At 45.3% G+C, this 24,988-nt stretch carries 23 protein-coding genes, 1 tRNA gene and 1 other RNA gene; 18 read left to right on the forward strand and 7 right to left on the reverse strand.

The genetic code is table 11. The features are described 5' to 3' along the window. Positions 1-142: 142 nt before the first annotated feature. On the reverse strand, positions 143-799 hold the full coding sequence (locus tag ACQP6D_RS03675; RefSeq protein WP_267404102.1) for a protein-L-isoaspartate O-methyltransferase family protein: 657 nt from the start codon (positions 797-799) through the stop codon (positions 143-145). A 504-nt stretch (positions 800-1,303) separates the two neighbouring features. Between ACQP6D_RS03675 and tpiA the strand changes: the two genes are divergently transcribed. The 12 genes from tpiA to ACQP6D_RS03735 all read left to right on the forward strand — a co-directional run bounded on the left by tpiA (position 1,304) and on the right by ACQP6D_RS03735 (position 13,328). Next, positions 1,304-2,059 carry a triose-phosphate isomerase gene (gene tpiA, locus ACQP6D_RS03680; protein ID WP_370386828.1) on the forward strand — a complete coding sequence of 252 codons (756 nt, stop codon included), beginning with the start codon at positions 1,304-1,306 and terminating at the stop codon, positions 2,057-2,059. A 14-nt stretch (positions 2,060-2,073) separates the two neighbouring features. After that, positions 2,074-2,436, forward strand: coding sequence for a preprotein translocase subunit SecG (gene secG / locus ACQP6D_RS03685; protein WP_100151827.1), 363 nt, complete (start codon positions 2,074-2,076; stop codon positions 2,434-2,436). 20 nt (positions 2,437-2,456) lie between these two features. Then, a tRNA-Leu gene (locus ACQP6D_RS03690) sits at positions 2,457-2,542 on the forward strand. 254 nt (positions 2,543-2,796) lie between these two features. Next, positions 2,797-4,824 carry a prolyl oligopeptidase family serine peptidase gene (locus ACQP6D_RS03695; protein ID WP_427857627.1) on the forward strand — a complete coding sequence of 676 codons (2,028 nt, stop codon included), beginning with the start codon at positions 2,797-2,799 and terminating at the stop codon, positions 4,822-4,824. A gap of 244 nt (positions 4,825-5,068) precedes the next feature. Further along, entirely contained in the window at positions 5,069-5,308 is a 240-nt protein-coding gene (gene acpP / locus ACQP6D_RS03700) for an acyl carrier protein (RefSeq protein WP_025331393.1), read from the forward strand. A gap of 95 nt (positions 5,309-5,403) precedes the next feature. Continuing rightward, positions 5,404-6,651 (forward strand): beta-ketoacyl-ACP synthase II, encoded by a 1,248-nt coding sequence (gene fabF / locus ACQP6D_RS03705; protein ID WP_100151825.1) that lies wholly within the window; start codon positions 5,404-5,406, stop codon positions 6,649-6,651. Between the two features lie 325 nt (positions 6,652-6,976). After that, positions 6,977-7,954 carry an NAD(P)H-dependent glycerol-3-phosphate dehydrogenase gene (locus ACQP6D_RS03710; protein ID WP_427857482.1) on the forward strand — a complete coding sequence of 326 codons (978 nt, stop codon included), beginning with the start codon at positions 6,977-6,979 and terminating at the stop codon, positions 7,952-7,954. A 93-nt stretch (positions 7,955-8,047) separates the two neighbouring features. Next, positions 8,048-8,374 (forward strand): hypothetical protein, encoded by a 327-nt coding sequence (locus ACQP6D_RS03715; protein WP_100140510.1) that lies wholly within the window; start codon positions 8,048-8,050, stop codon positions 8,372-8,374. Beyond that, positions 8,374-8,676: a cell division protein ZapA gene (locus tag ACQP6D_RS03720; protein WP_100140509.1), complete on the forward strand. Its 303-nt coding sequence runs from the start codon at positions 8,374-8,376 to the stop codon at positions 8,674-8,676. The genes ACQP6D_RS03715 and ACQP6D_RS03720 overlap by 1 nt, the downstream gene beginning before the upstream one ends. Before the next feature lie 6 nt (positions 8,677-8,682). Continuing rightward, positions 8,683-8,862: non-coding RNA, 6S RNA (gene ssrS, locus ACQP6D_RS03725), on the forward strand. 511 nt (positions 8,863-9,373) lie between these two features. Then, positions 9,374-12,820 carry a DNA polymerase III subunit alpha gene (gene dnaE, locus ACQP6D_RS03730; RefSeq protein WP_427857483.1) on the forward strand — a complete coding sequence of 1,149 codons (3,447 nt, stop codon included), beginning with the start codon at positions 9,374-9,376 and terminating at the stop codon, positions 12,818-12,820. 259 nt (positions 12,821-13,079) lie between these two features. After that, the gene (locus tag ACQP6D_RS03735; RefSeq protein ID WP_427857628.1) at positions 13,080-13,328 is read left to right on the forward strand and encodes a GIY-YIG nuclease family protein; all 249 of its coding nucleotides are present in this window, start codon (positions 13,080-13,082) and stop codon (positions 13,326-13,328) included. A gap of 30 nt (positions 13,329-13,358) precedes the next feature. Here ACQP6D_RS03735 and ACQP6D_RS03740 read toward each other — a convergent pair whose 3' ends face one another. Beyond that, a complete protein-coding gene (locus tag ACQP6D_RS03740) occupies positions 13,359-14,375 on the reverse strand; it encodes a L,D-transpeptidase (RefSeq protein ID WP_427857484.1) in 1,017 nt (338 codons plus the stop codon). A 129-nt stretch (positions 14,376-14,504) separates the two neighbouring features. Here ACQP6D_RS03740 and rlmD point away from each other — a divergent pair, with 129 nt between their 5' ends. The 3 genes from rlmD to ACQP6D_RS03755 all read left to right on the forward strand — a co-directional run bounded on the left by rlmD (position 14,505) and on the right by ACQP6D_RS03755 (position 17,285). After that, the gene (gene rlmD / locus ACQP6D_RS03745) at positions 14,505-15,806 is read left to right on the forward strand and encodes a 23S rRNA (uracil(1939)-C(5))-methyltransferase RlmD (protein WP_427857485.1); all 1,302 of its coding nucleotides are present in this window, start codon (positions 14,505-14,507) and stop codon (positions 15,804-15,806) included. 172 nt (positions 15,807-15,978) lie between these two features. Continuing rightward, positions 15,979-16,554 carry a YceI family protein gene (locus tag ACQP6D_RS03750; protein WP_267392122.1) on the forward strand — a complete coding sequence of 192 codons (576 nt, stop codon included), beginning with the start codon at positions 15,979-15,981 and terminating at the stop codon, positions 16,552-16,554. 296 nt (positions 16,555-16,850) lie between these two features. Beyond that, a complete protein-coding gene (locus ACQP6D_RS03755) occupies positions 16,851-17,285 on the forward strand; it encodes a GNAT family N-acetyltransferase (RefSeq protein ID WP_100140504.1) in 435 nt (144 codons plus the stop codon). Between the two features lie 84 nt (positions 17,286-17,369). On the opposite strand, the gene ACQP6D_RS03760 is transcribed toward ACQP6D_RS03755, so the two are convergent. The 5 genes from ACQP6D_RS03760 to ACQP6D_RS03780 are packed head-to-tail and all read right to left on the reverse strand — an operon-like array spanning position 17,370 to position 20,180. After that, positions 17,370-18,128: a peptidylprolyl isomerase gene (locus tag ACQP6D_RS03760; RefSeq protein WP_267404119.1), complete on the reverse strand. Its 759-nt coding sequence runs from the start codon at positions 18,126-18,128 to the stop codon at positions 17,370-17,372. A gap of 50 nt (positions 18,129-18,178) precedes the next feature. Next, positions 18,179-19,045, reverse strand: a complete 867-nt coding sequence (locus ACQP6D_RS03765) for a SurA N-terminal domain-containing protein (RefSeq protein ID WP_267404121.1) — start codon at positions 19,043-19,045, stop codon at positions 18,179-18,181. Positions 19,046-19,079: 34 nt separating this feature from the next. Beyond that, positions 19,080-19,358, reverse strand: a complete 279-nt coding sequence (locus tag ACQP6D_RS03770; protein WP_100157332.1) for a BolA family protein — start codon at positions 19,356-19,358, stop codon at positions 19,080-19,082. Beyond that, positions 19,351-19,644, reverse strand: a complete 294-nt coding sequence (locus ACQP6D_RS03775) for a YciI family protein (RefSeq protein ID WP_267404123.1) — start codon at positions 19,642-19,644, stop codon at positions 19,351-19,353. The genes ACQP6D_RS03770 and ACQP6D_RS03775 overlap by 8 nt, the downstream gene beginning before the upstream one ends. Beyond that, a complete protein-coding gene (locus ACQP6D_RS03780; RefSeq protein ID WP_100140499.1) occupies positions 19,644-20,180 on the reverse strand; it encodes a septation protein A in 537 nt (178 codons plus the stop codon). Before ACQP6D_RS03780 ends, ACQP6D_RS03775 begins: the two co-directional genes overlap by 1 nt. A gap of 375 nt (positions 20,181-20,555) precedes the next feature. Here ACQP6D_RS03780 and ACQP6D_RS03785 point away from each other — a divergent pair, with 375 nt between their 5' ends. The 3 genes from ACQP6D_RS03785 to ACQP6D_RS03795 all read left to right on the forward strand — a co-directional run bounded on the left by ACQP6D_RS03785 (position 20,556) and on the right by ACQP6D_RS03795 (position 24,924). After that, the gene (locus ACQP6D_RS03785) at positions 20,556-22,964 is read left to right on the forward strand and encodes a FimV/HubP family polar landmark protein (RefSeq protein WP_427857486.1); all 2,409 of its coding nucleotides are present in this window, start codon (positions 20,556-20,558) and stop codon (positions 22,962-22,964) included. 425 nt (positions 22,965-23,389) lie between these two features. Continuing rightward, positions 23,390-24,241: a tRNA pseudouridine(38-40) synthase TruA gene (gene truA, locus ACQP6D_RS03790; RefSeq protein ID WP_427857487.1), complete on the forward strand. Its 852-nt coding sequence runs from the start codon at positions 23,390-23,392 to the stop codon at positions 24,239-24,241. 38 nt (positions 24,242-24,279) lie between these two features. Beyond that, positions 24,280-24,924 carry a phosphoribosylanthranilate isomerase gene (locus ACQP6D_RS03795; RefSeq protein WP_427857488.1) on the forward strand — a complete coding sequence of 215 codons (645 nt, stop codon included), beginning with the start codon at positions 24,280-24,282 and terminating at the stop codon, positions 24,922-24,924. The last annotated feature ends 64 nt before the right edge of the window (positions 24,925-24,988 follow it).

Raw genomic sequence — 24,988 nt, forward strand, 5'->3', positions numbered from 1 at the left:
TGGACTGTTGATTTGCTGGCTGAAAGCTAAGTGCTAGATATGGCGTAGAAGTTAGTGTACTGCAATATTTGAATTTGAGAATGCACAGGCAGCACCGTTGCCGTAATGGCTACAAGTGCTGCTTTTTAAGAAAACGATAGAATCAGAATCTGAATTGATTGGGTGCCGGTGTTTCCAGACTGTGTAATGCAGGTGCTACGGTTTCGAACAGTACGGTTTCTTTAAGCTGATTATTCTGGCGCTCAAACAGTATGGCACGCATTACTGGCGCTTCACCAATAATGGCTACCATGCGGCCATCTTCAGCCAGTTGCTCAAGTAGGGTGGCTGGCAGGGTAGGCAGAGAACCGCCTACGTAAATGGCACTGAATGGAGCGCCAGGTAGCTTATCTGCTAATCCGTCGCAGGTTTTGTAGCTGATATTGGTGTAGTCAAGGTCGCTGAGAACGAACTGAGCACGCTGCTGTTGTTCGGCATCTATATCTACAGAGATGACTTTGCCGGCCATTTTTGCCAGTATGGCCGTGGCGTAGCCAGAACCGGTACCAATTTCTACTACGGTATCGGTGAGGTTGAGTTGTAATGCCTGAATCATGCGTGCGACTACTTTTGGTTCAAGCATTTTGCCACCATTGGCCAGTCCGAGTGCCTGATCTGTATAGGCTACTTCCTGTTGCTGTGGCAGAACAAAGCGTTCACGCGGAATATCGGATAATACATCTAGTAAGTCGAAATTTAATACGTCCCATGGACGGATTTGCTGCTCAACCATGTTATAGCGGGCGGTATTGAAATCCATGTCTGCTCCGAAAGGCTGATTACCCGCGCGGCGGGTGGGTAATTAAGTAGGTTTGTATTATAAAAACATTGTTATGTGATGTTGGATTGGGTACACCACATGAATTTGACCCAGAAAGATTATAAAACTATTTACGTTGTGACAATAGGGCAAAGGCAGTTGCAGTGTAGACGAATATCTACGAGCAGGCTCATTGTGATTGGGTAAGGTTATGTCGACATGTCGAAAAAGTACAGGTTGTAGTGGTTTGTCAGATAAATGATGCGTGATGCTGCAACGTTTAGCTTTGGAGTCGGAAGAGATCTATTGTTTATCTTCTGCAGTGCGGCTCTGCACAGGGGGTAATCGGTAGGTTTTGACTTATTATATTAATAGGACGCAAGTAGTGGTTTTCCGTTACAATGCCGCCGTTTGCAAGCTCTTTCAGTTTGCAGTATGTGTAATAAATACTCTATATACTGTTTTGTTCAGTGTTGGCCAATCTATAGTCAGTAAGGAAAAAATATGTGGCAGCAGAAATGGATAATCGGCAATTGGAAGATGAATGGCAGTCAGTCGGCAAGCCGGCAACTGCTACAAGCATTGCTGAAACCAGTAGATGTAGCTGCGGCTTATGTTTACTGTGGTGTGGCGGTGCCGAATGTTTATCTTGCCGGAGTGAATGAATTCACGCGTGATACATCGCTGGCGGTAGGGGCACAAGATGTGAGCCGTTTTGCTGCAAACGGTGCTTTTACTGGAGAGGTTAGTGCGCAAATGGTGGCAGATGTGGGTGCGCAGTTTGTGCTGATCGGACACTCTGAGCGGCGGCAGTATTTTCACGAAGATAATCAAGAATTGCTGATTAAGCTGCAAAACAGCATGGCAGCAGGCCTGCTGCCGGTGCTGTGTGTGGGGGAAACACTGGCTGAACGTGAACAAGGACAGGAGCAGGTAGTAGTAAGTGCACAGCTGGATGTGCTCGCCAGTCTTGGGATGAGAGAAGTGGTGGTGGCTTATGAGCCAGTATGGGCAATTGGTACCGGCAAAGTGCCGTCTGTAACGCAGATCGCTGCGATGCATCAGCTGATTTATCAGCAAATCTTGTCTTTGTGTGGTGAAGATGTTAAAATCCGCGTCCTTTATGGCGGTAGCGTCAACGCTGGCAACGCGGCTGAAATTCTGGCTGTGCCACATGTTGATGGTGCGCTGGTTGGCGGAGCCTCGTTGCAGGCTGACAGTTTTGCCGCTATTATTCAGGCTGCATATGCGCCTGCTTGATAAAAGTTGATATCATGGAAGCATTCAAAACCCTTATTTTAATCGTGAATATTTTCGCGGCGCTGAGTGTTATTGTGCTGGTGCTAATGCAACAGGGCAAAGGTGCGGATGCGGGCGCAGCATTTGGTTCCGGTAGTGCTCAGGGTGTATTTGGTGCTGCGGGCAATGCAAATTTTCTCAGCCGCAGCACAGCGATTGCGGCCACTATATTTTTTATTACTTGCTTGGCTTTAGGCTATATTTCCACGCACCGCCACAGCGGCTTGGATTTTAGTAATGTGAAGCAACAGCAAGTAGTGGTACCGGCTAAGCCAGCAGCTGCCAGTGCACCGGCGGTACCGGTGAAACCGGCACAGAAGCCGCTGATACCGGAATAGGAATTTTTTTACAGTTACATGCCGACATGGTGAAATTGGTAGACACGCCATCTTGAGGGGGTGGTGACCTCAGGTCGTACGAGTTCGATTCTCGTTGTCGGCACCATATTAGAAACAAACGATACACAACAGGTATATTCAGGTATGCAGGTTAGCTAAACAATTGAGCTAATATGTATTGTTGATTTCAATTGGATGATAGGGCAGCCTATAGGGGCTGCCCTTTTTATTTATGGCGAATATATCTGAACGTGATTGGGTAGGATGAGTTGATTAATTATGTTTATACAGAGGTATCAGACTGTAAAGATTGTCTGTCTGTTTACCTGTTTGGAATGAACCTTAGTTTATGGAAAAATCCTGATGACCAATACTGATCCTTTTGCCTATTTAGAAGACTTAAACGATGAGCGCACTCTGGCATTGATTCAGCAGGCGGATGCAGCGACTCAGGCTGAGTTTGCAACAGATGCTGAGTATGAAGCAGTACGTGATGATATGGTGACAATACTGCGTGATGAGCAGCAAATACCGTTTTGTCAGGAACATCGTGCACGCATGTATCATTTTTATCAATCGGTTGAATTTCCGAAAGGTGTGTATCGGGTATGTTCTGCTGCCAGTTATCGTGCTGGTTTGCCTGAATGGAAAATTCTGTTTTCTGTGGCCGATTTTGATGAACTGCTTGGAGATGATGTGTATTTGCAGGGTGTGGCACATTATGTGCAGGCGCCCGAGCATGTGCTTATCAGTCTGAGTGCCGGCGGTGCTGATGCAGCCTATACCATTGAGTTTAATTTAAACGAAGGCAAAGTGGTTGAGGGAGGTTTTCATTTTCCTCTGAGTAAAAGCATCATTAGCTGGCGTGATACAGAAAGTGTATGGATATGTCCGGCATGGGATGAGCAGCAGCTGACTCAGGCTGGCTATCCACGGCAGGTATGGCTGATGCAACGCGGGCAAACCTTTGCGCAGGCGCAGCCAGTGCTAGAAATGCCAGCTGATGGCATGATGGTGAATGCATGGCGTTATTTAGATAGTCAGGGCGCACCGATTGATTTAATTGAGGCGGCAAGCGGCTTTTATCACAAGCAATATTATCAAGTTATGGCGGATTTAAGTGCCAAACCGCTGGGACTGCCTGATGATTGTGAACTGATGGGCTATCTATACGGGCAGTTGCTGGTGCAGTTGCGCAGTGGCTGGCAGCGTGCGAACCGGAGTTATCCCGCCGGTAGTCTGATTGCAGTGAAATTACATAAAGGTGAGCTGGGTGCTGCTGAAGTGATTTTTCAGCCTAAGGCCACTCAGGCAATTGAAAGCATTGAAACCACACGGCGGTTTGTATTGGTGTCGATACTAGATAATGTACGCAGCCGTTTGCTGGCGTGGCAATTTGGTGGCAATGGCTGGCAGGAAGTTTCATTGCCCAATCTGCCGGATGGTGCGCTTGAAATTACAGACCAGCCTTGGGGCGGCGATGTGGTCTATCTGGCAATCAGTAGTTTTTTGGATCCTTTGACACTGTATACGCTTGATGTGCATCTGGGAGAATTGTGTGTGATGCGGCGACAGCCGCAGCAGTTTGATGCGGCAGGGATGCAGGTGAAGCAGTTCAGTGCTACTGCATCTGATGGGACGTTTATTCCTTATTTTCATGTTGGTAAACATATGAATAAGGAAATGCCCACTATTGTTTATGTTTATGGTGGCTTTGGTATGCCTCAGCTACCCTATTATCTAGGTAGTATTGGTCGGTACTGGTTGGCAAAAGGTTATGCATTTGTACTGGCAAATATTCGTGGCGGTGGTGAATTTGGACCTCAATGGCATGAGGCAGCCCGCGGTATTCATAAGCATGTCAGTGTAGATGATTTATTGGCAGTGCTAGATGATTTGTATTCTCATGGGCGAACCAGTGCGATGCATACAGCAATTCAGGGCGGTAGTAATGGAGGGCTTGTGGTGGCTGCTGCATTTTGCCGCCAACCGCAGTGTATGGGGGCGATGGTGTGCGAGGTGCCGCTTACGGATATGTTGCGCTATCCTTATCTTTCAGCCGGTTCTTCATGGGTAGATGAGTATGGTGATCCTGTTGATTCAGTTGAAAAAAATGCATTGCTTCAACTTTCGCCCTATCATAATTTGGGCAAATTGCAACACTACCCACCTGCTTTAATTACGACTAATCTTCATGATGACCGTGTACATCCGGCCCATGCACTGAAGTTTTTTGCACGTTTGCGTTCGTCCAGACAGCCAGTATGGCTGGCTGTACCCGACACAGGTGGGCATGCAGGGGGTGCGACTCAGGAAAATATCGCAGCAGAATTGGCGCTGATTATGAATTTTTTATATAAAACGATTGCTGACGATGATTCAATCTAAATCTAATAACTTGTGGCAAAAAAACAGGCTGTGCTAATATGGCTGCCGCTTGTCGTGTAATCTGCGCAGGGTGATAAGTAAAAATGCGCTGAAAATCGCTGAAAACCATAGAAAATACGGCAAAAAACAATTTGAATGGTAAACTCTATTTTTATTAGGTACAATAATATCAACAACTAAAAAGTTGATTAATTCAATTAACCCTGTCCGTATCGCAGCGGGCAAAGAAAAGAAAGATCAGTCAATGGATAACAATATCGAACAACGCGTGAAAAAAATTGTTGCAGAACAATTAGGCGTGAGCGAAGCTGAAGTAAAAAACGAATCTTCATTTCAGGAAGATTTGGGTGCTGACTCGCTGGACACCGTTGAATTGGTAATGGCTCTGGAAGAAGCATTCGGTTGCGAAATTCCTGATGAAGAAGCTGAAAAAATCACTACTGTGCAACAAGCTATCGACTTTGTTGGCGCACACCTGAATTAATTCCGTGTAGTGTTGGTCAAATTCAAATTCCTCTGTCGAACTAAGGTGCCAAGTATCGCCTGATTCGGTAGAGGTTTTTTTCTTACGAGCAAATTATGAGTAAAAAACGAGTAGTCATTACCGGCCTGGGTCAAGTATCTCCTGTGGGTAATGATATCACCACAGCATGGCAGAATTTACTTGCAGGTAAAAGCGGCATTGGCACGATTACCCATTTTGATGCTTCGTCTTTAGTTTGCCAGATTGCTGGTGAAGTTAAGAATTTTGATGTAACGCAGTACATCAGTGCGAAAGAGGCACGCCGGATGGATTCTTTCATCCATTATGGTGTGGCTGCTGCTCTTCAGGCGATAGCCGATGCAGGGCTGGATGATATTCCGGGTTTGGATAAAACCAGAGTAGGGGTAAATATTGGTGCGGGTATCGGTGGCCTGCCGGCAATTGAAGCCACTGCACGTACTGTAGTGGAGCAGGGTGCCCGTAAAATCAATCCATTTTTCATTCCCAGCTCACTGATTAATCTGATATCTGGCCATGTTACGATTTTAAAAGGTTATCAGGGACCAAGCTACGGTATGGTTTCTGCCTGCACTACTGGTGCGCACAGTATCGGTGATTCTGCACGCCTGATTAAGTATGGCGATGCGGATATTATGATTGCTGGCGGTGCCGAAGGTGCCATCTGTGAGTTGGGTGTGGGTGGTTTTGCTGCCATGAAAGCACTATCTACTCGCAATGATGATCCGGCCACAGCATCCAGACCATGGGACAAGGATCGTGATGGTTTTGTGATGGGTGAAGGTGCTGGTGTAATGGTGCTGGAAGAGTATGAACATGCCCGTAAGCGTGGTGCCACGATTTATGCTGAGCTGGTTGGATTTGGTATGAGCTCTGATGCATATCATATTACTGCTCCGAATACTGAGGGTCCGGCTCTGGGGGTGACGCGTGCTCTAAAAGATGGTGGCCTGAATCCAGAAGATATTGATTATGTAAATGCGCATGGTACCTCCACTCCGCTGGGTGATGTGAATGAAACCAACGCATTAAAATTGGCTTTAGGCGAACAGGCCAGAAAGCTAGTGGTGAATTCTACTAAATCGATGACTGGCCATCTGTTGGGCGGTGCTGGTGGTGTGGAAGCCGTTTACACTGTAATGGCTATTCACACGCAGAAATCTCCGCCTACGATTAATATTTTTGAGCAGGATATTGAGGCAGGCTGTGATTTGGATTATTGTGCTAATGAAGCACGGGATTTGCCGATTCGTGCAGCTATTTCCAATTCATTCGGTTTTGGCGGTACCAATGGGTCGCTGGCGTTTAAGCGTTTTGAAGATTAAGCGCTTTTGAAGTCCGCAATGTACACACAGGTTGTCTGATTAACAGGCAGCCTGTGTTTTTATATTAGCCGACCGACGGTAATCTGGGTAGCTGCAGAATAATGTCGGCTACGGTAAAGAATTTGCGCGACAATCAGATAAATTTGCTGATATTCAATGTGGATTACCAGTTTTTGCTATAGATGTTGCAGCTTGAGCTTGGTTTTTTGGATACAATGTGCTGCCTGTTGCAGCCTTAATCCAGATATTTCAGTGATTATTGATGTGCAGCAGTGCTCTAAGCCGGCCAGGGTTTGGCGGAAGTTTGTTATAGGGAATATTTGTCATGAATATTGGTGTACTGGGTGCGGGAGCGTGGGGTACTGCGCTGGCCATTCATTTTGCCCTACATTCGCATAAAGTATGGCTATGGACCCATAATATACAGCATGTGCAGCAATTACAGCAGCAGCGGCAGAATCAGCGTTATCTACCGGGTTTTGATTTACCGGAAAATTTAGCTGCTGTGGCAGAGCTGACCTCAGCCGAGTTAATTATTATTGCTACGCCGGTGGCAGCTTTACGGCAAAGTGCGCAGAAGCTGGTGGATGCTGGCTTGAGTGATGTACCCATTATTGCAGCTTGCAAAGGATTCGAGCAGCAAACAGGTTTACTGCCGCAGCAGGTGCTGGCGGAGGTGATGCCTAAGAATCCATGTATCGGTGTTTTATCCGGCCCGAGTTTTGCTCAGGAGCTGGCACAGCAGCTGCCCTGTGCGGTAACACTGGCATCAGAAAATTTTGTTTGGATTCAGGCGCTGGCGGCGAGTTTGAATAATACCGTTTTGCGTTTGTATGCCAATGCAGATGTGATTGGGGCGGCCGTTGGTGGTGCGGTAAAGAATGTCATGGCGATTGCAACAGGTATTGCTGACGGATTGAACTATGGTATTAATGCGCGTGTTGCGTTAATGACGCGCGGTATGGCGGAGATATCCCGTCTGAATCAGGCGCTGGGTGGTCAGGCTGCGACGTTGATGGGACTATCGGGTATGGGAGATTTGATTCTGACCTGTACCGGCTCGCTGTCGCGCAATCGCAGAGTAGGGTTGCTGCTGGCAGAGGGTAAATCACTGCCGGAAGCGCTTACTGAACTTGGACATGTGGCGGAAGGTGTATATACTGTCGAGGAAGTTTGCCGACAGGCTGCTTCGCTCGGGGTGGATATGCCAGTAGCCTGTATTCTCAAGCAATTGTTTGATGGTTGCATAGAAGTTCAGGAAATGGCTGAAATATTAATGGAACGTGCACCGAAGGCGGAATAATAATCAAATTCAATAATGAATAACAATTTAAAGTGGCAGCATGGAAATTCAGGCATTCATGCTGTGTATTCTGAGGATGGAAGCGGGTAGGGAATGGAAAATCAATTAGAACAACTGGAAGATTGCATTAAGCGGCTGGTAATACATTTTAATTCTCTTCTGGCTGAAAAGCAGCAGTTGACACAGCAACTGTCATCGGTAAAAGAAGAAATGCAGCAGCAGAATGAAAAATTTCAGACTGAACGTGAACGGATACGAAACCAGCACGAGCAGGAAAAATTACACTTGCAGGAAAGCATGCAGACAACGATTGATGGATTAATTGCTGAAAAAAACCGTTATACTTCGGTAATTAAGGCATCCAGTGATGAATTACAGCAATTGCTGAAACGCTTGCCTAAGGCGCAGGAGGAATCCTAATGGATGAAATTCAACAGGTTCGTGTGGAAATTCTTGGTCGTCCTTTTAATATCGGTACGCCCAAAAGTGAGCATGAAACATTGATGCAGGCGGTAAAAATGCTCAATGAAAAGATTGCTGCGATTCAAAGTTCCGGACGAATTGTTGAAACAGATAAAATCGTGATTATGGCTGCGCTGAATTTAGCTCATGATTTACTCAAGCTTACGGTACATGGTAATTTGGAAATCGGTGATTTTGAGCGTAAAATGCAGGATATGATTCAGCTGTGTGAAAGTACCCTCACTCTTGTGGTAAAATAACTTTTTCTTCCCCTGCTGTGTTCGCAAGGACATATATTCCTTTGAACCAATAATTCGCTTTTTTGGCGGTTGGGTAATGGTGGGCGTGAGCATTCTGTGAGAATGAACCCGAAGCCATTCGATACTGCCAGCCTTGTCCTCAAGGTTCAAGCGGATAGCGTCCAAAACGGCACATGTGGGGGAAACCCATTTGAACAGGCTGTCTGATATTTCAGGCAGCCTGTTTTCAGTTATTGCCAAATGTGTATCGCTAAATCACATTGTTCAGGATTAATCTTTCGCGTTTGATCGGGTGGAATACCAGTCATAGCTGCATATGAAAAGTTGTTATTTGCGATAAAAATCTGCTTTTTTATAATAAAATTCATTATTTACTGCTATTTTCATGTTTTTTGAAAATATATTGGTCTGACTGGATTGAGTATGAGTACGTCAATCTGCGCTAAGATGTTTCGCTATTTCAGAAGTACGTTTTTCAATCTTTTTTGAGATTGCGCTATTATCATTGTATTTATCCCGGCGATGGAATGTGCAAATCAGGTAGAATTATGGTGGCTGTGTTCTGTCCTGAAACCGGCTGTTTTAGCTGAAGCTTTATCACCTTGTTTCACATCTGTTGTCGCTTTCTATGTGAACGGTGAGTGTTTAATTCAATTCTCTTGAGCCAGACAGTTAATGTACTGGCGTGAAAAGTGCTATGTCTGACAATTCTCCTTATATTCCGCTGCGGCTACATACCGAATTTTCTATTGAAGATGGCATTGTGCGGATTAAAGAAGCGGTGAAACGTGCCAGTAAGCTCGGTTTGCCGGCACTCGGTATCAGTGATCTGATGAATGTGTTCGGCATGGTGAAGTTTTACAAAGCCTGCCGCAATGCGGGTATTAAGCCGATTATGGCAGTGGATGTGCGGGTGGAAAATCCAGAGCAGCCGGATAAACCTTTTCGTCTAATGCTGGTGGTAAAGAATCATGGTGGTTATCTGCGTTTGAATCAGTTATTGACTGACGCTTATGTAGGGGAAGACCGCAATCCGAATCAGCCTGTTATCCGCCAGCAATGGCTGGCTGATGGGGATAATAGTGGTCTGATCTGTCTGTCTGGGGCGCAGTATGGTGAAATCGGTCAGGCTCTGCTGTCGCAGAAGCCGGAGCTGGCTGCACAGGTGTGTGCTAAATATCAGCAATGGTTTGGAGAACGGTTTTATCTGGAAGTACAGCGTTTGCCTGAACGGCCGGAATGGGAAGCAGTGGTGGCCGGTAGCGTTGCGCTGGCTGCTACACATCAGATACCGGTGGTGGCGACGCATCCGGTGCAGTTTATGGATGCAGCAGACTTTCAGGCACATGAAGCCCGTGTATGTATTGCCAGCGGCTATGTTTTAGCTGATAAACGGCGTCCGCATGATTTTGTTCCGAGTCAGTATTTTGTGACGCCTGAGGAAATGGCTGAGCGGTTTGCCGATATTCCGGAAGCGCTGACTAATACCGTAGCAATTGCACAAAGTTGTAATTTGACGCTGACGTTGGGCGAGCACTATCTGCCTTTGTTTCCGACACCACAAGGAATGACACTGGATGATTTGCTGGTGCAGCTTAGTAATAAAGGGTTGCGTGAGCGTATGGCGTTTCTGTATCCGGATGAGGCTGAGCGGGCTCAGAAAATGCCGGAATATCAGCAGCGGCTGGATTATGAGCTGGGTATTATTATTCAGATGCAGTTTCCAGGCTATTTTCTGATTGTGCAGGACTTCATTAATTGGGCTAAACAGAATGGTTGTCCGGTAGGACCGGGGCGTGGTTCGGGTGCGGGCTCACTGGTGGCGTATTCGCTGAAGATTACTGATTTGGATCCGCTGCGCTATAACTTGCTGTTTGAACGCTTTCTGAATCCGGAGCGGGTATCGATGCCTGACTTCGATATCGACTTTTGTCAGGAAAACCGTGGGCGTGTGATTCAGTATGTCCGGCATAAATATGGTGTGCCTGCGGTTAGTCAGATTGTGACTTTTGGCACGATGTCGTCCAAGTCGGTGGTACGTGATGTGGGAAGGGTATTGGATTTGCCGTTTGGTTTGTGTGACCGTTTATCCAAGCTAATACCTGTGGAGGCCAATAAGCCGTTAAGTTTAACTAAGGCGATGGAAGCAGAACCTCAGATACAGCAGTTATTGCGTGAAGAAGAGGCTGAAGAGTTGATGACGCTGGCGCTAAAACTGGAGGATTTGACGCGTGGGTTGGGTATGCATGCCGGTGGGGTGTTAATGGCACCGGGTAAAATTGCTGACTTCTGCCCGATTTATCAGGCCAGCGGTGAAGATGCATCACCGGTTTCCATGTTTGATAAGGATGATGTAGAGCAGATAGGGCTGGTGAAATTCGACTTTCTTGGGTTGCGGAATTTAACCATTATTGAAATGACGCAGAAATTTATTCTGGAGACGACCGGCCAGAAAGTTGATGTTAATCATATTCCATTAGATGATGCGGCTACTTACGCCAGCATTTTTGCTAAGGGTAATACCACCGCTGTTTTCCAGTTTGAGTCGGTGGGCATGAAAAAAATGCTGATAACCGCGCGTCCGACTAAATTTGAGGAAATTATTGCTTTTGTGGCCTTGTATCGGCCGGGTCCGATGGATCTGATTCCGGACTTTATCCGGCGTATGCACGGTGAAGAAAAAGTGGAATATTTGCATCCAAATCTGGAACCGGTGCTTAATTCTACCTACGGTGTAATGGTGTATCAGGAACAGGTGATGCAGGCGGCGCAGGTCTGCGGGGGGTATACACTAGGTGGCGCCGATTTATTGCGGCGAGCTATGGGTAAGAAAAAGGTTGAGGAAATGGTGAAGCATCGTGCCATTTTTGAAGCCGGAGCCGCGGAAAAGGGCATTGATAAGCATACTGCCAACGAAATTTTCAATTATATGGAAAAATTCGCTGGTTATGGTTTCAATAAATCTCATGCGGCCGCTTATGCGCTGGTGTCGTATCAGACGGCATGGCTGAAATGCCATTATCTGGCGGAATATCTGGCTGGTACGATGTCCAGTGAGTTGACCAATACTGACCAGCTAAAAATCTTTGTCGATGATGGCATTGAAAATGGTATTACCTTTTTGCCGCCCAGTATTAATCAGTCTTTTTATCGGTTTACTCCGAACAATCAAAAACAGATACGCTATGCATTGGGTGCGATTAAAGGTACTGGTGAGGGTGCAGTAGAAGCGATTGTGCGAGCACGTGAAACAGGCGGGCCATTTACAGACCTGTTTGATTTTTGTCAGCGAGTTGACCGCCAGCATCTCAACCGTCGTACTATTGAAGCGCTGGTGCGTGCCGGTGCCTTTGATGAACTGAATCCGAATCGGGCTCAGTTGCTGGCCAATATAGGATTGGCTATGGAAAATGCTGAACAGGTGGCAGCCAATGCCAATCAGGGTGGGCTGTTTGATCTGGTGGAGGATGCGATAGAACCCTTGCAGATGGAAGAAGTGGCGCCATGGTCTCTGGCTGTGAAGCTGGCAGAAGAAAAACAGGCCATGGGCTTTTATTTTTCTGGGCACCCTTTCGAGCCTTATGCTGATAAGGTGCGTGCACTGGTGGGTACTAAGCTCTCTGCGTTAAAACCATCCAATAATAAACAGAAGGTAGCCGGATTTGTTACCGGTGTACGCTATATTATGGGAAAACGTGGTAAGTTTGCTGTGGTGCAGCTGGAAGACGGCACTGATAAGCAGGAGGTGGTGGTAGCAGGACAGGCCTTGGAAGAATACGGCGCCAGTCTCAAAGCGGATCAGGTGCTGATAATGGAATGTAAGGTAGCGGTAGATGAATACAATGGCGGTGATGGTTTGCGTATCACCGCAGATGATGCATTTACTTTGGCTCAGGCCAGTGCGCGTTATGCGCGCAGTCTGCAATTATATATTGCTGCTGATGCGCCAATTCAAAAGCTAGCTGATTTGCTAAAGACTTATTGCGGAGAACAGGCGCATGTACCGCTAAAATTCTGCTGCCGCCACCAACATGCTTATGGCGAGCTACGCGCAGATAAAAGCTGGCTGATTAGGCCAGAAGCTGTTTTGTTTGATAGCTTGTATTCTTTACTAGGGGATGAAGCGGTACATGTAAGCTTTTAATTAGGATTTAATTGCTTTTTCATGTAATTTACGTAAGTTAGAAATATTTAATTCATAAGATAATGATCAAATCTTATGTTTAAGTTTTAAATGTGATTGATTTCTCTAATTTTATTCACAATGCTAATGAAATTTATTGAAGATATTTTTAACTATCTACTGTATTTAAATTTATTGAGTATTGCGATTGAATTTATCTGCTTCTATTCTGGCCGCTCTACCTCCGTTGCCACAGTTTCACGCTGATTGGTCAGTGTATATGCTGCTTTGTGATAATGGTGCGTATTACTGTGGAATCTCAAACCGGCCTTTGCTGCGCTGGCTGGCGCATTGTTCGGGGAAAGGGGCAAAGTATACGCGTATGCATACTCCAGTGCAGATGCGGCTGGTGTGCGTGGGTATAAATAAAGCCGCGGCAGCCAGATGTGAATTTCGGCTTAAGCGGCTAAAGGTGGCAGAAAAAAGTACATTGTGGCAGTTGTTGCCCGATTTTCAGACACGAATTTAATTTCTGTGCAATTAATTCGTTGCTGATATCTTATAGCAATGCGTCAAATCCCGGATCGGATGAGGCCGGAATTTTGTTAACTGGAATATTTTTTTCCGGAGCTGGATGTACTTTTTCTGGTACTGTGGGGGTGGGATTTAACGGGGTTATGTCTTGTTTGGATGTATCATCCATATCCTCATCCACTTCTACGTTGCTGCTTTCTGGAGCAATTTCCTGTTTAGGTTGTGAGTTTATAGTGTTGATGTGTTTTAGTTCAACCAGCTCACCCTTACCACTAGTCCACTGTAACGAGCTGAGCGCACCGCTGACTTTAGTTTTGCCGGCAGTACATGTGAGACAGATTAATGTGTTGGCCGGTTTAATCAGGGCAGCAGCTAGACGCTTTTGGTCTACCTGTTGCTGATGCTGATTTGCCCAAGAACTAATACTCTGATTAAGTAGTTTTTTGTTTAGATTGCGTTTGTTATAGGGGTCTCGGTAAACCGCAATCCAAATATCGTTCTGTTCGTCGATGTTTACTGAAACTTGCTGATAGATTACCGCTGCATCTGCACCGCTTTGAACAGTTGCAGCAAAATCCAATGCGTTGGGGCTTTGCAGCCGAACACAGCCATGACTTCGTACGCCGGGTACACTGCTGGGTACATTTGTACCATGAATGCCTAGACCGAGTCTGGGTTCACCAAGACGGACAAATACCGGACCAAGCGGATTTTTGGGGCCGGGCGGCACTGATTTCTGTACCGCTTTTCCACTGGCCGCCATTTCTTTTTGAATACTACGTGGTACGCTCCAAGTGGGATTGGCCACTTTAGCACCAATTTTGTATTCACCTAGCGGTGTTTGTGTGCTCGTTTTACCGACAGTTATGGGATAGGTTTTGATTAACTTGCCATCTTGAAACAAAAACAGCCGTAGCTGCGGAATATTCAGTATGACCTGCTGCCCCTTACTAGGTACGGCATAATCTGGCATGGGGATGGCAGCATATGCACTAGCAGATATGATGGAAGTGGTGAGTGCATAAAGTATAGGTTTCAACATTATTCTGAAAATCCGGTATGGCAATATGAATATAATCATAACGTAATTTGTCTGTGATGTGAGAAAATATACACAATTAAGATTATTTGCGGTCTTTTTCTGGCTTGAGGGTTCAGTTTGGAACAACAGTTGACAGCACATATTATTGACTGGAATCAGGAAGGGCGCGGCGTTGCCCGTGTAAACGGTAAGGCTGTATTTATTGAAGATGCTTTACCGGGTGAGGTGGTGCAGTGGCAGTCGGTACGGGAAAAAAAGTCCTACACTGAGGGCAAAATTGGCAAACTGCTGCGCGCTGCTAATGCACGTATACAGCCACCTTGTGTGTACTATGGACGGTGCGGTGGCTGTAACAGCCAGCATATTGAGTTTACAACTCAGGTAGCTCTGAAACAACGTGCGTGGATGAATCAGATGCGGCGTTTAGGAAAGGTGCAACCAGACGAGCTGATGGCACCAATATATGGACTGCCATGGCGTTATCGTGAACGGGTACGTTTGCGCGCTGTGTATCAGGCTGGGCGTCTGAAACTGGGCTTTCAGGCCAGACACAGCCATAATATTGTAGATATTGATGAATGTATGGTGTTGTCGGAAGTGTTGTCAGAAGCATTAAAGCCGATTAAAACATTATTGCAAAGCTGGCCGGAGGGTAGTGTGTCCGGTGTGATGCTGCATCAGGGCAATGAGGTAAATGCTCTTACATTGCAGGCTTCTGCCATAAACCATAATCAGCGCAAACAGATTGATTCTTTGTTGCTGCAATTGCAGCAACAAACCGGAAAGCTATGGCAATGGTGGTTACAAACAGGCCGAACCACGGCGTTGCAGACCGCTAAGCACATGTACAAACTAAGCTATCATCTCCCTGAATTTCAGACAGTGATTCCTTACCAGCCAGAAGATTTCACGCAGGTTAATCAGCTGACTAATGCTTTAATGGTTCAGCGTGCCATACAATGGCTACAACCGCAAGCCGGGGAAAGAATTATAGATTGGTTCTGCGGATTGGGTAATTTCAGTCTACCGATTGCGCGGATGCAGGCTGAAGTAGTGGGTGTGGAAGGGATGGCTGCCATGTGCAGACGTGCCAGTGCCAATGCCCAATATAATGGCCTAAAACATTTAGCCCATTTTCAGCAGGCTGATCTCTTTGCAATGAATGGGCAACGTTTACGTAAGTTTGGATATGCGCATAAATGGCTGCTCGACCCGCCGCGGGCAGGTGCTCAAGCTTTGATATTGGCTTTAAATGAGCTTGAAGAACGGTTTCTGCCTAAGCGGATTGTGTATGTGTCCTGTGATCCGGCTACGCTGGCACGTGATGCTGGTTTACTGGTTAAACGTGGTTACCAGTACCGTGCCGGCGGCATTATGAATTTATTTGCACAAACAGCACATCTAGAATCTATGGCAGTGTTTGACAGATGAGTGTAGCTTAAGCTTTGGATAGGAATTAGGGAGGGGATATTGGGTAAGAACATGCCTGAATATGTTTAATTGTTTCTTTAAAAGAAAAAATATATTTACTCTGCGGGATTTGTCCGTAGGTATATTCAGGCTACTATTAATTTGTTAGCCAAATGGACAAAGGAAATAAATGATGAGCCGATTTACCCGTATTTTGATGGCCACATTGCTGGGTATAAGTGTCCCAGCAATGGCTGCAACTTATAAACTTGATCCCTTGCATACCAACGCACGATTCACTTTAGATCATTTTGCCACTTCCAGCAATGTAGGGGGATTTTATAATCTTGAGGGTGAGTTGCAATATGATGCGAAAGCTAAAACCGGTGCAGTAGATATTACTCTTCCACTGGCTAAGCTGGATACGGGCCGCAGTGAATTTACTCAACATCTGCAAAGTAAAGCTTTTTTTAATGCGGCACAATATCCGTCACTGCGATTTGTTTCGCAGAACTGGATTTTCGATAAAAATGGAAAAGTTAGGGCTTTGCGCGGCCAATTAACAATGGTAGGGCAAACACACCCTGTAGTTTTGCGTGCTACTAAATTCAATTGTTATAAAAGCCCGATGACACAATCACAAGTTTGTGGTGGTGATTTTGAAGCTGTTATTGATCGTACTCAATGGGGAATTAATGAGTATGTGCCGGTTATGCCGGCAAGTCGCTATGTTAAGCTGAATATTCAGGTAGAAGCGGCAAAACAATAATCTTCAATCATCTTAGCTACGGATTACCTTGTTTGAGTTTGGGTAATCCGTTTCTCTATATATTGGTTTAGGTTAAAGCGGTATTTTTATTTTTGCCAGAATTAAGATTGTTATTTGATTATTTGTCTTATTGTTTTTATACTGAGTTTGTTTTAAGTGTAAACATAACATGCCGGCATAATGTAATTTCAAAATATTTTGAGAAAACAGTGTTTTAAATTTATGCCTATTTGATTTTAGTAATAACCAGTAACAAATGAAATCAGTCTTGTGGTTAAGAGGAGTGTGAAAGTTTTATGTGGTGTATCAAAAAATTAGATGAACTTTCGTCACAAGATTTTTATCGCATTGCACGATTGCGTATTGACACTTTTGTGGTAGAGCAGCAGCGGATATATCAAGAGCTGGATGACTGGGATGTGTTGGCCAAGCATGTTTACTATAAACGAGACGGGCAAATTCTGGCTTATGCCAGAATGTATTTAGCTGGTGTGCATTTTACATTCAGTCGCTTTGTCACCCGCTCTGATTTTCGTGGTACCGGCTTAGGAGACCAGCTGATTAAATTAATCCTGCATTATGCGCAAAGTCACTATTCAGAGTATCCGATTAAAATTGAGTCGAGCCGTCAGGTTCTTAAATTTTATCAACAGCATGGTTTTAAAATACAAGGAGCGCCGTATATTACGGATGGTATCCCTTTTGTAGATATGCTATATCAGCCGGAATGATTTCCTAGCTAGTTTTTCTCGTGTTTTAGGTGAGCTGAATATAAAAAACCGGTACTTTAGTACCGGTTTTTTATATTCAGGCTATTAATTGTTTAGATTAATGCCATTGTTTTTCAAAATTTGATTGATTTGTTGGGATACTTTTTCCTGTTTGGCCTGATTGCGAAGCTGCTCTTTAATCTGGTCAAATGCGGGAGCATCAGGTGCCTGACGCGTACCAGCTAGTTTCAACAGGATGTAATGCCCGTCAATCGTGATCACATTAGGTGAAATCTGACCACTTTTCAGTTGTGAGGCCAGTTGGGCAAATTCAGGAGGCAGTTGCTGTGGGTTCATCCAATTGCTTTGTGGTGCTTCTGGGTTTACCTGTTTAAGCAAAGTTTCGTAAGCCAGTCCTTTTTTCAGTTTGCTTAAACCTTCTTCAGCTGCTTGTTCGCTTGGAAAAACAATGGGCAGTAAGTTGATTTCCTGACTAACCTGTTGATATTGCCGGCGCAAATCACTGTCGCTTACTTCAATGCTGGCAGCCAGATGGTCTACATACTGGGCTGCATAGAATTGAGCCTGCATGTTCTGCCAAGCGGCCTGTGTGTCTGGTTGTTTATCCAAACCGGCCTTAAGGGCTTCTGCTTTCAATATATCGGCCGTTTGCAGGCGCAACGTGATTTCTTTCTGAATCTCTGCTTTATTCGGCGCTGGAGCACCCGGCTGTGCCTGCATCTGACGCTCATACTGTTTTAGCATGACATTAATGCGCTGTGAATCAATTTTGGGTGCATCGGCAAAAGCGAGCCCAGCGGCCATGATACTGAAGCCGGCCAGCCAGGTAATGCTTTTTTTCATATCGTAAATTCCTTGTTATCTGATCCGTTTATTAAAGTCGGAAAAAATAATTATTTGATATTTGCATTCTTGTACAGCTGGTCAATAGCCTGAGCCAGAGTGGCACTTTGCAGACGGCGTGACAGGATTGGTTCCATTTCTTTCTGGGTTGGCAGTTTTAGGTTGCGTTTGTCGTTTACGTAGAATACAGCGTAAATGTTGCCGTTACCCTGTACCGGAGCAGGAGTGTACTGACCTTTTTTCAAATCTTTAATGGCGTTATAAACGGGTGTGGCACTCTCTTGAAGGTCTTTCATGGCAACATAGCCTTTTGGAATACCTCCGTTTTCACGGCCGGCCGGATCAATTGTGAACTCTTTGGCTACGGTCGCAAAGCTTTTTTTCTCTTTTAGTTTAGCTATGGCTTTATTGGCCGTGTCTGCATCACGTGTGATAATTTCACCTAACTGAACTTCCTGAGTGCCGCTGTAATATTTCACCATGTCGTTATAGGCATTGCGCACATCTTCAGGTTTTACAGGGTTATTTTTGGCAACGCTGGCCAGATAAGCCTGAGTCAGCAGATTATCTTTAAAGAAAGCCCATTCTTCTTTGAAACCAGGCTTTTTATCATCGCCCAGACGTTTAGCTTCTGCTTCTGCCTGATTCAATGCATTCAAATATTCTGGATCTTTATCAAGATTCTGCTTTTTGGCGGCCTGAATCAGTAAGGTACGAGTCACCAGACGGCCAGTGATGCTCTTGCGTAATTCGGGTGTATCCTGAATCTGGTTCTGGCTTTCCTGAACCAATACGGCTACCTGATTATCGACCTCTTTACTGTCGATTTTGGTTCCGTTTACGGTCGCAACCGTCTGGGCAGTAGCAATACCGGTTAGTCCCAGTAAAATGGCAGCAGCAATTAATTGTTTTTTCATGGTTAACTCTCTCATTTAAGTGGATAGAAATAGATTATTGCTTGGTTAAATATTCGCTGTTTGTACATGCCATGATGCTGAGGGCATGGATGGTATTAGCCTTGAATAAATCTTTCAGTAGCTGATGAACTTTCCGCTGACGAGCCAGACGCGATAAACCGTTGAATGCATCGCTGACCACCAGCAAACGATAATGTCCCCCGCCATGATGACCTTTATGCCCTGCATGCAGATGGCTGTCGTCAATCAGTTCGAGTTGTACCGGATTCAGTGATTGCAGGCGCATACGGATGGCTGTTTGGATGTCAGTCATCAGGCAAAACTTTTTTAAAAGGCCGAATCAGTATTTCTTCATAGACGCCTGCATCCACATAAGGATCTTGTTCCGCCCATGCCTGTGCTTCATCTAAAGATTCAAAATCGGCAATGACCAGACTGCCAGAAAAATGGCTGTCATCATCTGGCAGAGGATTAGGACCGGCCAAAACCAAACGGTTTTGTGCTTGTAGCTCTTGCAATCGAGCCAGATGTCTGGGTCTGGCCTTGATACGTGCTTCATGACTATTGTCGGCATCAGTGGCCATCAGCATAAACAGCATTACAACTCATCCTTTTTAATGTATCGGCTAATATATACCGTCTGTCCGATGGTAAACAGAACTAAAATGGTGGTACTGCCAAAAAGTTTGAAATTAACCCATTGTGCTTCGGTAAAGCAATAAGCAACCCACAAGTTGAGTGTACCCAGTGCCAGTAGAAATATTACCCAAGCATACGTAAGTTTACGCCATGCCGGAGCTGGCAGGCTAATTTCTTTGCCAATTGTGCTTTTTAGCACGTTTTTTCCGCATAGATGTGAAATCAACAGGCCTATAGCCATTACCCAAAAAAGGATTGTTGGTTTCCACATTATGAAGTGCGGGTTTTTTAATATTATGGTTGCACCACCCAGTATTACAACCAAAAGCAGGCTTACCCACTGCATGGTTTGCAAACGCCGGTATTTAATTAAACACCATGCGGCCTGAATCAAGCCGGCTGCGATAGCCACTTCGGTGGCCAGAATAATATTTTTGGTTAAGGCATAGGTAGCAAAGAAGAGAATAACTACCAGAAATTCGAATACTGCTTTCATTATTCAGGACTGTATATCTTTTTTCAGGTTTGTTGTTGTAGGGTATGAAATAATCTCCATGATACCCTGAGTTTTTACACTTGGCACCTGTTAAAGCAAGGTATTAAACAAAATTTAACCATTGTTGTATATTGGTTTAGTGTTTTTTGGATGATGTTTCGTCTGAAAATATCCACAGTTATGCATGTTCTAGGAGCAAAATAGGTCAAGGTGATTTGGCATTAAATGGTCGCAAAAGCTATTATAGCGTGAGATAATATAAAAACAGGTTTAGTGAACGTTAAACACCAGTTGCATTTTAAGTACTTGCAGAAATTTTCAAATGAATAGGCACGAGCCTGATGGCAATGGTGCATTACCGGTGAGGGTACGGGATTGAAGAACGCATATAATTTAAAAATCATCGCACTGTCTTTATGTTTTTCGGCCAGTGCACCTGCATGGGCAGGACTTGGCAGCCTGCAGGTTAACTCTGCTTTGGGAGAGCCATTTTCAGGTAGCGTGGTTGTAACTGGTGATGAAGCCAGAGCCGCTTTAAAGGGTCGGCCGACAATTTCAGGCGCACCGCTACAGGTGCGGGTGACACCGCAAGGGCAGAATGCAGTGATTCATTTGCGATCCAGTAAGCCAATTAGTGATCCGATGATGTCTTTTAGCCTCGTTTCAGGTAGTCAGGGTAGGCAATATACAGCATTACTGGATCCGCCGGAAAATGGGCATGGTTCATCTGCTTCTGCTCGAAATGGCAGTAAACATCATAAGCAGGCACACTCTGTCAGAAACAAATCCGCTGCACGGGCTACTGCAGCTTTGCAAAACAGGCTTGCTTCAGACAATGCGGTAGTGAAATATAATGTAGACAATAATGAAACACTGATGGATGTTGCACGTAAGGTACGGCCGCAGAATATGACAATAGAGCAGACAATGCATGCTCTGCTTGTGGCCAATCCACAGGCATTTCGTAATGGTAATCCGGATTTGATGTATCGGAATATCAGTCTGAATATTCCTTCTACTACCCAGCTGTATAAATTATCTAAAGTAAAAATTAAAACGGTTCAACAGCCGGTGACTGCACAGAGTAAATCACCTGTATCTGTTGCGCCAGATGCTAAGGCTGCTGAAAATACTGCAGCTGCTACTCCAACCAAATCTGATGTATCTGCAAACAAAATTCAGAAGGCTGCTGCTTCAGAACCTATAGTTCCAACTAAGCCAGAAGTAGCTAAAACGCAAGATGCAGGTAAAACTGAAGCTGTTGCTGCCTCCGCATCTGCGCCAGCCGCTTCTGCTGCTTCTGTGGTGAAAGCGAAACCAGTGCAGCCTAAGGTCAATCCAACTCCAGCACCTGTACAGCCTGTAGAACCTGCACCAGAAGAATCGTTGTTGCCATCCTGGTGGCCTTATGCTTTGGTTGGTCTCGCTGGTGTGCTGCTGATTGCCGCATTTATATGGCAGAGACGTAAAAAACGCGATGCTGAGGAAGCTGAGGAATATTATTCATCTGATGATGAAGACGATGATGATGTGGTATTCAATGATGAACCACCGAAACTTCAACAGTCAGAACCGGCATCGCCAGCTGCAACTAATCAGGCATCTACTGCAGTGGCAGCCTCATCAGCGTCAGCCGATGCAGATGATTGGTCGTGGCTGAATGATGAGTCTTCTGACAGCTCCGAGAAAGCTGACGCGCCGGCTGACAATGTTTCCGAATCTGCCGTTACTACTCAGCTTCCCGAATCAAAACCGGAGGCTGCTGCAAACAAGCCTGAAGAAGATGATATTGACTGGCTGAATTTTAATTTCACCGATGATACGCCAGCTGCTCCTGCAGATACAACAGCCCCATCAGTAGCAGAGATGGATAATGGCGACGATTTATCTTGGCTGGATCAAATTGATGAAACTGAACAGCCGGAAGTGCTGACTTCTAAAGAATCTCCTGTAACTGAGCCGGAAAAAGAAGAAGCAGACAGCGCGGATTTTGAATGGGTGGTGGCTGATGATGCTAGTAAAGATGAGCATGAATCGGCTGCGCATTCTGATGCAGTGATGGCTGAGCAAACAGCCACAGATACTGATGATTTGCCATCATTAGATATGAATTTCAGCCCAGAGGAGGAGCCTGCTGTTGTTGAGCCGGAATCTAAACCGGCGGCAGCTGAAGTGGATACACTTAATGCTCTGGCTGATTTGCAATGGGACGAGGACTTTAAGTTTGATGAAGAGTCCAAAAACGAATCTGCTGCTGTGGCAGAGGATACATCCTCTACAATTGATCAGGCTTTGTCATCTCAGGATCAACATGCGTTTGTTGCTGAAGATGAAGCGATTTCAAATGATATTGATTGGGATGCATTAAGTATTAGTGATGAGCATGAGGATTCACAAGCTGCTCCATCTACTTCAGCACAACCGACTGATGCTGATGTGGTGGATGTTTCGTCCATGGACTTTACACTGGATGATAATCAGGCAGAATCCACAGCTACTGAAAGTAGCGCTGCCCCTTCTCCAGCTCCAATTTCTTCTTTTGCAACTGGCAACGGTGCACAGGATTGGCTGGAACAGTCGGCCGAAGAGGAAGAAGAAACTGATAAGCCATTGACACCTGAACAGCAGGCGATTCCGTTACAGGCCAAGCTGGAGCTGGCTAAGATGTATCTGGAGATGGATGATGCGGTGACTGCACGCCAGACTTTACGAGAATTGGTCGATGAAGCTAATGGCGCAGTTTTGGCGGAAGCTCAGAATCTGTTACAACAGCTAGGTGGCTAATCTGTACAGAACATGCTAAATGACAGTTCGTATTTGGTAAAGACTGAATCCTGTATCAGGATTCAGTCTTTTTATTTCGAGTTTGTATCTAGATTTGATTTATATGACGATATTTTGGAAGCAGTAAAAATGCTGTATTTAGATAGATTATATGCGGCAGGTGTTGAAAAATGTATTTGCAAAATCTTTGGTATGTTATCCAACTGCTATTGTCTGTAAACAGCTTTTTGCTAAGTCTGGTAACAAAAACGGATACTATCATCAATCAGCATCTGTCTAATGATTTGGATGAGTGTGCCGGCCGCTAAATTGTTTGTCTTACCTGTTTATTTGGTAAGCAACTCGTTATAAATATGAACGCAAATGATGGCTATGCGATAATAATGCCATATAACAGTGTGTATTAGTGTGGATTTGGAAAAGTAATGGTAGGTATTGTGGGAAAGCGTCCAGAAAATATGCAGGATGATATTGGCTATAAGCAGCGCTGGGCATTAACAATTGCTTATGATGGTACGGCTTTCCATGGCTGGCAGAAACAGCCAGACGGACTATATACCATTCAGTCGGTGTTGGAAAAAGCAATAAGCTCTGTAGCGGCGGAAGAAATAGAGGTGGTGGTGGCAGGGCGCACTGATGCTGGTGTGCATGCTACCGGTCAGATTGTACACTTCGACACGCATGCCAGACGAAGTGCAGAGGCATGGCTGCGTGGAAGCAATACGGCAATGGATAAGAATATCCGGATTCTTAAAGCCCAGATGGTTGCTGCTGAATTTCATGCACGGTTTGATGCTTGCGGACGGCGTTACCGTTATATGCTTGAATCCAGCCGTGTCCGAATGCCGCAGCTGCGTGGCCGCGTCGGCTGGACTCATTATCCTCTCAATATGGAATTGATGCGTGAAGCAGCTGCATTGCTGGTTGGTGAACACGATTTTTCCAGTTTTCGCTCCAGTGACTGTCAGGCTAAATCACCAGTAAAAACTTTGTATGCACTGAGACTCAGTGGTAGTCCTGAATTGATGGCGATAGATTTCCATGGCAGTGCATTTGTCCACAATATGGTGCGTAATATTGTAGGTGCGCTGGTGTATGTGGGAGCGGGTAAGCTAAGTGTGTCTGGATTTGCACAATTGCTGGCGGCAAAAAGCCGGCAACTGGCTCCGCCAACATTTATGCCGGACGGGCTGTACCTTACCGGTGTTGATTATCCTGTGCACTGGGATGTGGCTACACAGTCTTTGCCAGTATGGCTGTGGCCGAATCTAGATTAATTTAGGTGAGCACTAGCTGGCTGTAAAAAAGGTGAAATATGAACATTCGTACGAAAATTTGTGGCATGACGAGGGTTGAAGATGCACAGTTTGCTGCACAATTAGGGGTAGATGCCATTGGGTTGATATTTTTTGCTGGCAGTAAGCGCTGTGTCACGATTGCGCAGGCTCAGACGATAGTGCGTGCAATAGCACCTTTTGTTACGGTGGTTGGGCTGTTTGTGAATGCACGGGCTGCTGAGATAGAGGATGTACTGGCGAAGGTGCCGCTGGATGTGCTCCAGTTTCATGGTGATGAAAATGCGGAATTCTGTCGCCAATTCCAGCGTCCATATATTAAGGCTGTACGGGTACAAAACAGGGCTGATATTGAAACAGCTGCTGCTGTGCATACGGATGCACGTGCTTTATTGTTTGATGCTGCGGTCAGTGGACAATATGGCGGTACTGGGCAGAGTTTTGATTGGCAAATTTTGCCGTCCATGCTGGCACGGCCATGGGTGCTTTCCGGTGGTTTGAAACCGGAAAATATTGTCTCTGCAATCAGACAAAGTAATGCGCTGGCCATTGATGTGTGCAGTGGTGTGGAGCAGTCACCTGGTATCAAGGATAAGCAGAAGATGCAGGATCTGATGTCTGCAATTAGTACTTTTTCTACTTGGAGTGTTGATTCTAGGTGCTAATAATACCTTTGTTTGTACGGTATGATAATATTATTTTTATAAAACAATTAGTTATTTAAATAAA

Source organism: Snodgrassella sp. CS2, assembly GCF_050310315.1.
Classification (GTDB): domain Bacteria; phylum Pseudomonadota; class Gammaproteobacteria; order Burkholderiales; family Neisseriaceae; genus Snodgrassella; species Snodgrassella alvi_E.

Coding starts and splice junctions, on each gene's coding strand:
- ACQP6D_RS03675 (WP_267404102.1), bottom strand. CDS start 799: ATGGATTTCAATACCGCCCGCTATAACATGGTTGAGCAGCAAATCCGT.
- tpiA (WP_370386828.1), top strand. CDS start 1,304: ATGTGGCAGCAGAAATGGATAATCGGCAATTGGAAGATGAATGGCAGT.
- secG (WP_100151827.1), top strand. CDS start 2,074: ATGGAAGCATTCAAAACCCTTATTTTAATCGTGAATATTTTCGCGGCG.
- acpP (WP_025331393.1), top strand. CDS start 5,069: ATGGATAACAATATCGAACAACGCGTGAAAAAAATTGTTGCAGAACAA.
- fabF (WP_100151825.1), top strand. CDS start 5,404: ATGAGTAAAAAACGAGTAGTCATTACCGGCCTGGGTCAAGTATCTCCT.
- ACQP6D_RS03710 (WP_427857482.1), top strand. CDS start 6,977: ATGAATATTGGTGTACTGGGTGCGGGAGCGTGGGGTACTGCGCTGGCC.
- ACQP6D_RS03715 (WP_100140510.1), top strand. CDS start 8,048: ATGGAAAATCAATTAGAACAACTGGAAGATTGCATTAAGCGGCTGGTA.
- ACQP6D_RS03720 (WP_100140509.1), top strand. CDS start 8,374: ATGGATGAAATTCAACAGGTTCGTGTGGAAATTCTTGGTCGTCCTTTT.
- dnaE (WP_427857483.1), top strand. CDS start 9,374: ATGTCTGACAATTCTCCTTATATTCCGCTGCGGCTACATACCGAATTT.
- ACQP6D_RS03735 (WP_427857628.1), top strand. CDS start 13,080: ATGCTGCTTTGTGATAATGGTGCGTATTACTGTGGAATCTCAAACCGG.
- ACQP6D_RS03740 (WP_427857484.1), bottom strand. CDS start 14,375: ATGTTGAAACCTATACTTTATGCACTCACCACTTCCATCATATCTGCT.
- ACQP6D_RS03750 (WP_267392122.1), top strand. CDS start 15,979: ATGAGCCGATTTACCCGTATTTTGATGGCCACATTGCTGGGTATAAGT.
- ACQP6D_RS03755 (WP_100140504.1), top strand. CDS start 16,851: ATGTGGTGTATCAAAAAATTAGATGAACTTTCGTCACAAGATTTTTAT.
- ACQP6D_RS03760 (WP_267404119.1), bottom strand. CDS start 18,128: ATGAAAAAAAGCATTACCTGGCTGGCCGGCTTCAGTATCATGGCCGCT.
- ACQP6D_RS03765 (WP_267404121.1), bottom strand. CDS start 19,045: ATGAAAAAACAATTAATTGCTGCTGCCATTTTACTGGGACTAACCGGT.
- ACQP6D_RS03770 (WP_100157332.1), bottom strand. CDS start 19,358: ATGACTGACATCCAAACAGCCATCCGTATGCGCCTGCAATCACTGAAT.
- ACQP6D_RS03775 (WP_267404123.1), bottom strand. CDS start 19,644: ATGCTGTTTATGCTGATGGCCACTGATGCCGACAATAGTCATGAAGCA.
- ACQP6D_RS03780 (WP_100140499.1), bottom strand. CDS start 20,180: ATGAAAGCAGTATTCGAATTTCTGGTAGTTATTCTCTTCTTTGCTACC.
- truA (WP_427857487.1), top strand. CDS start 23,390: ATGGTAGGTATTGTGGGAAAGCGTCCAGAAAATATGCAGGATGATATT.
- ACQP6D_RS03795 (WP_427857488.1), top strand. CDS start 24,280: ATGAACATTCGTACGAAAATTTGTGGCATGACGAGGGTTGAAGATGCA.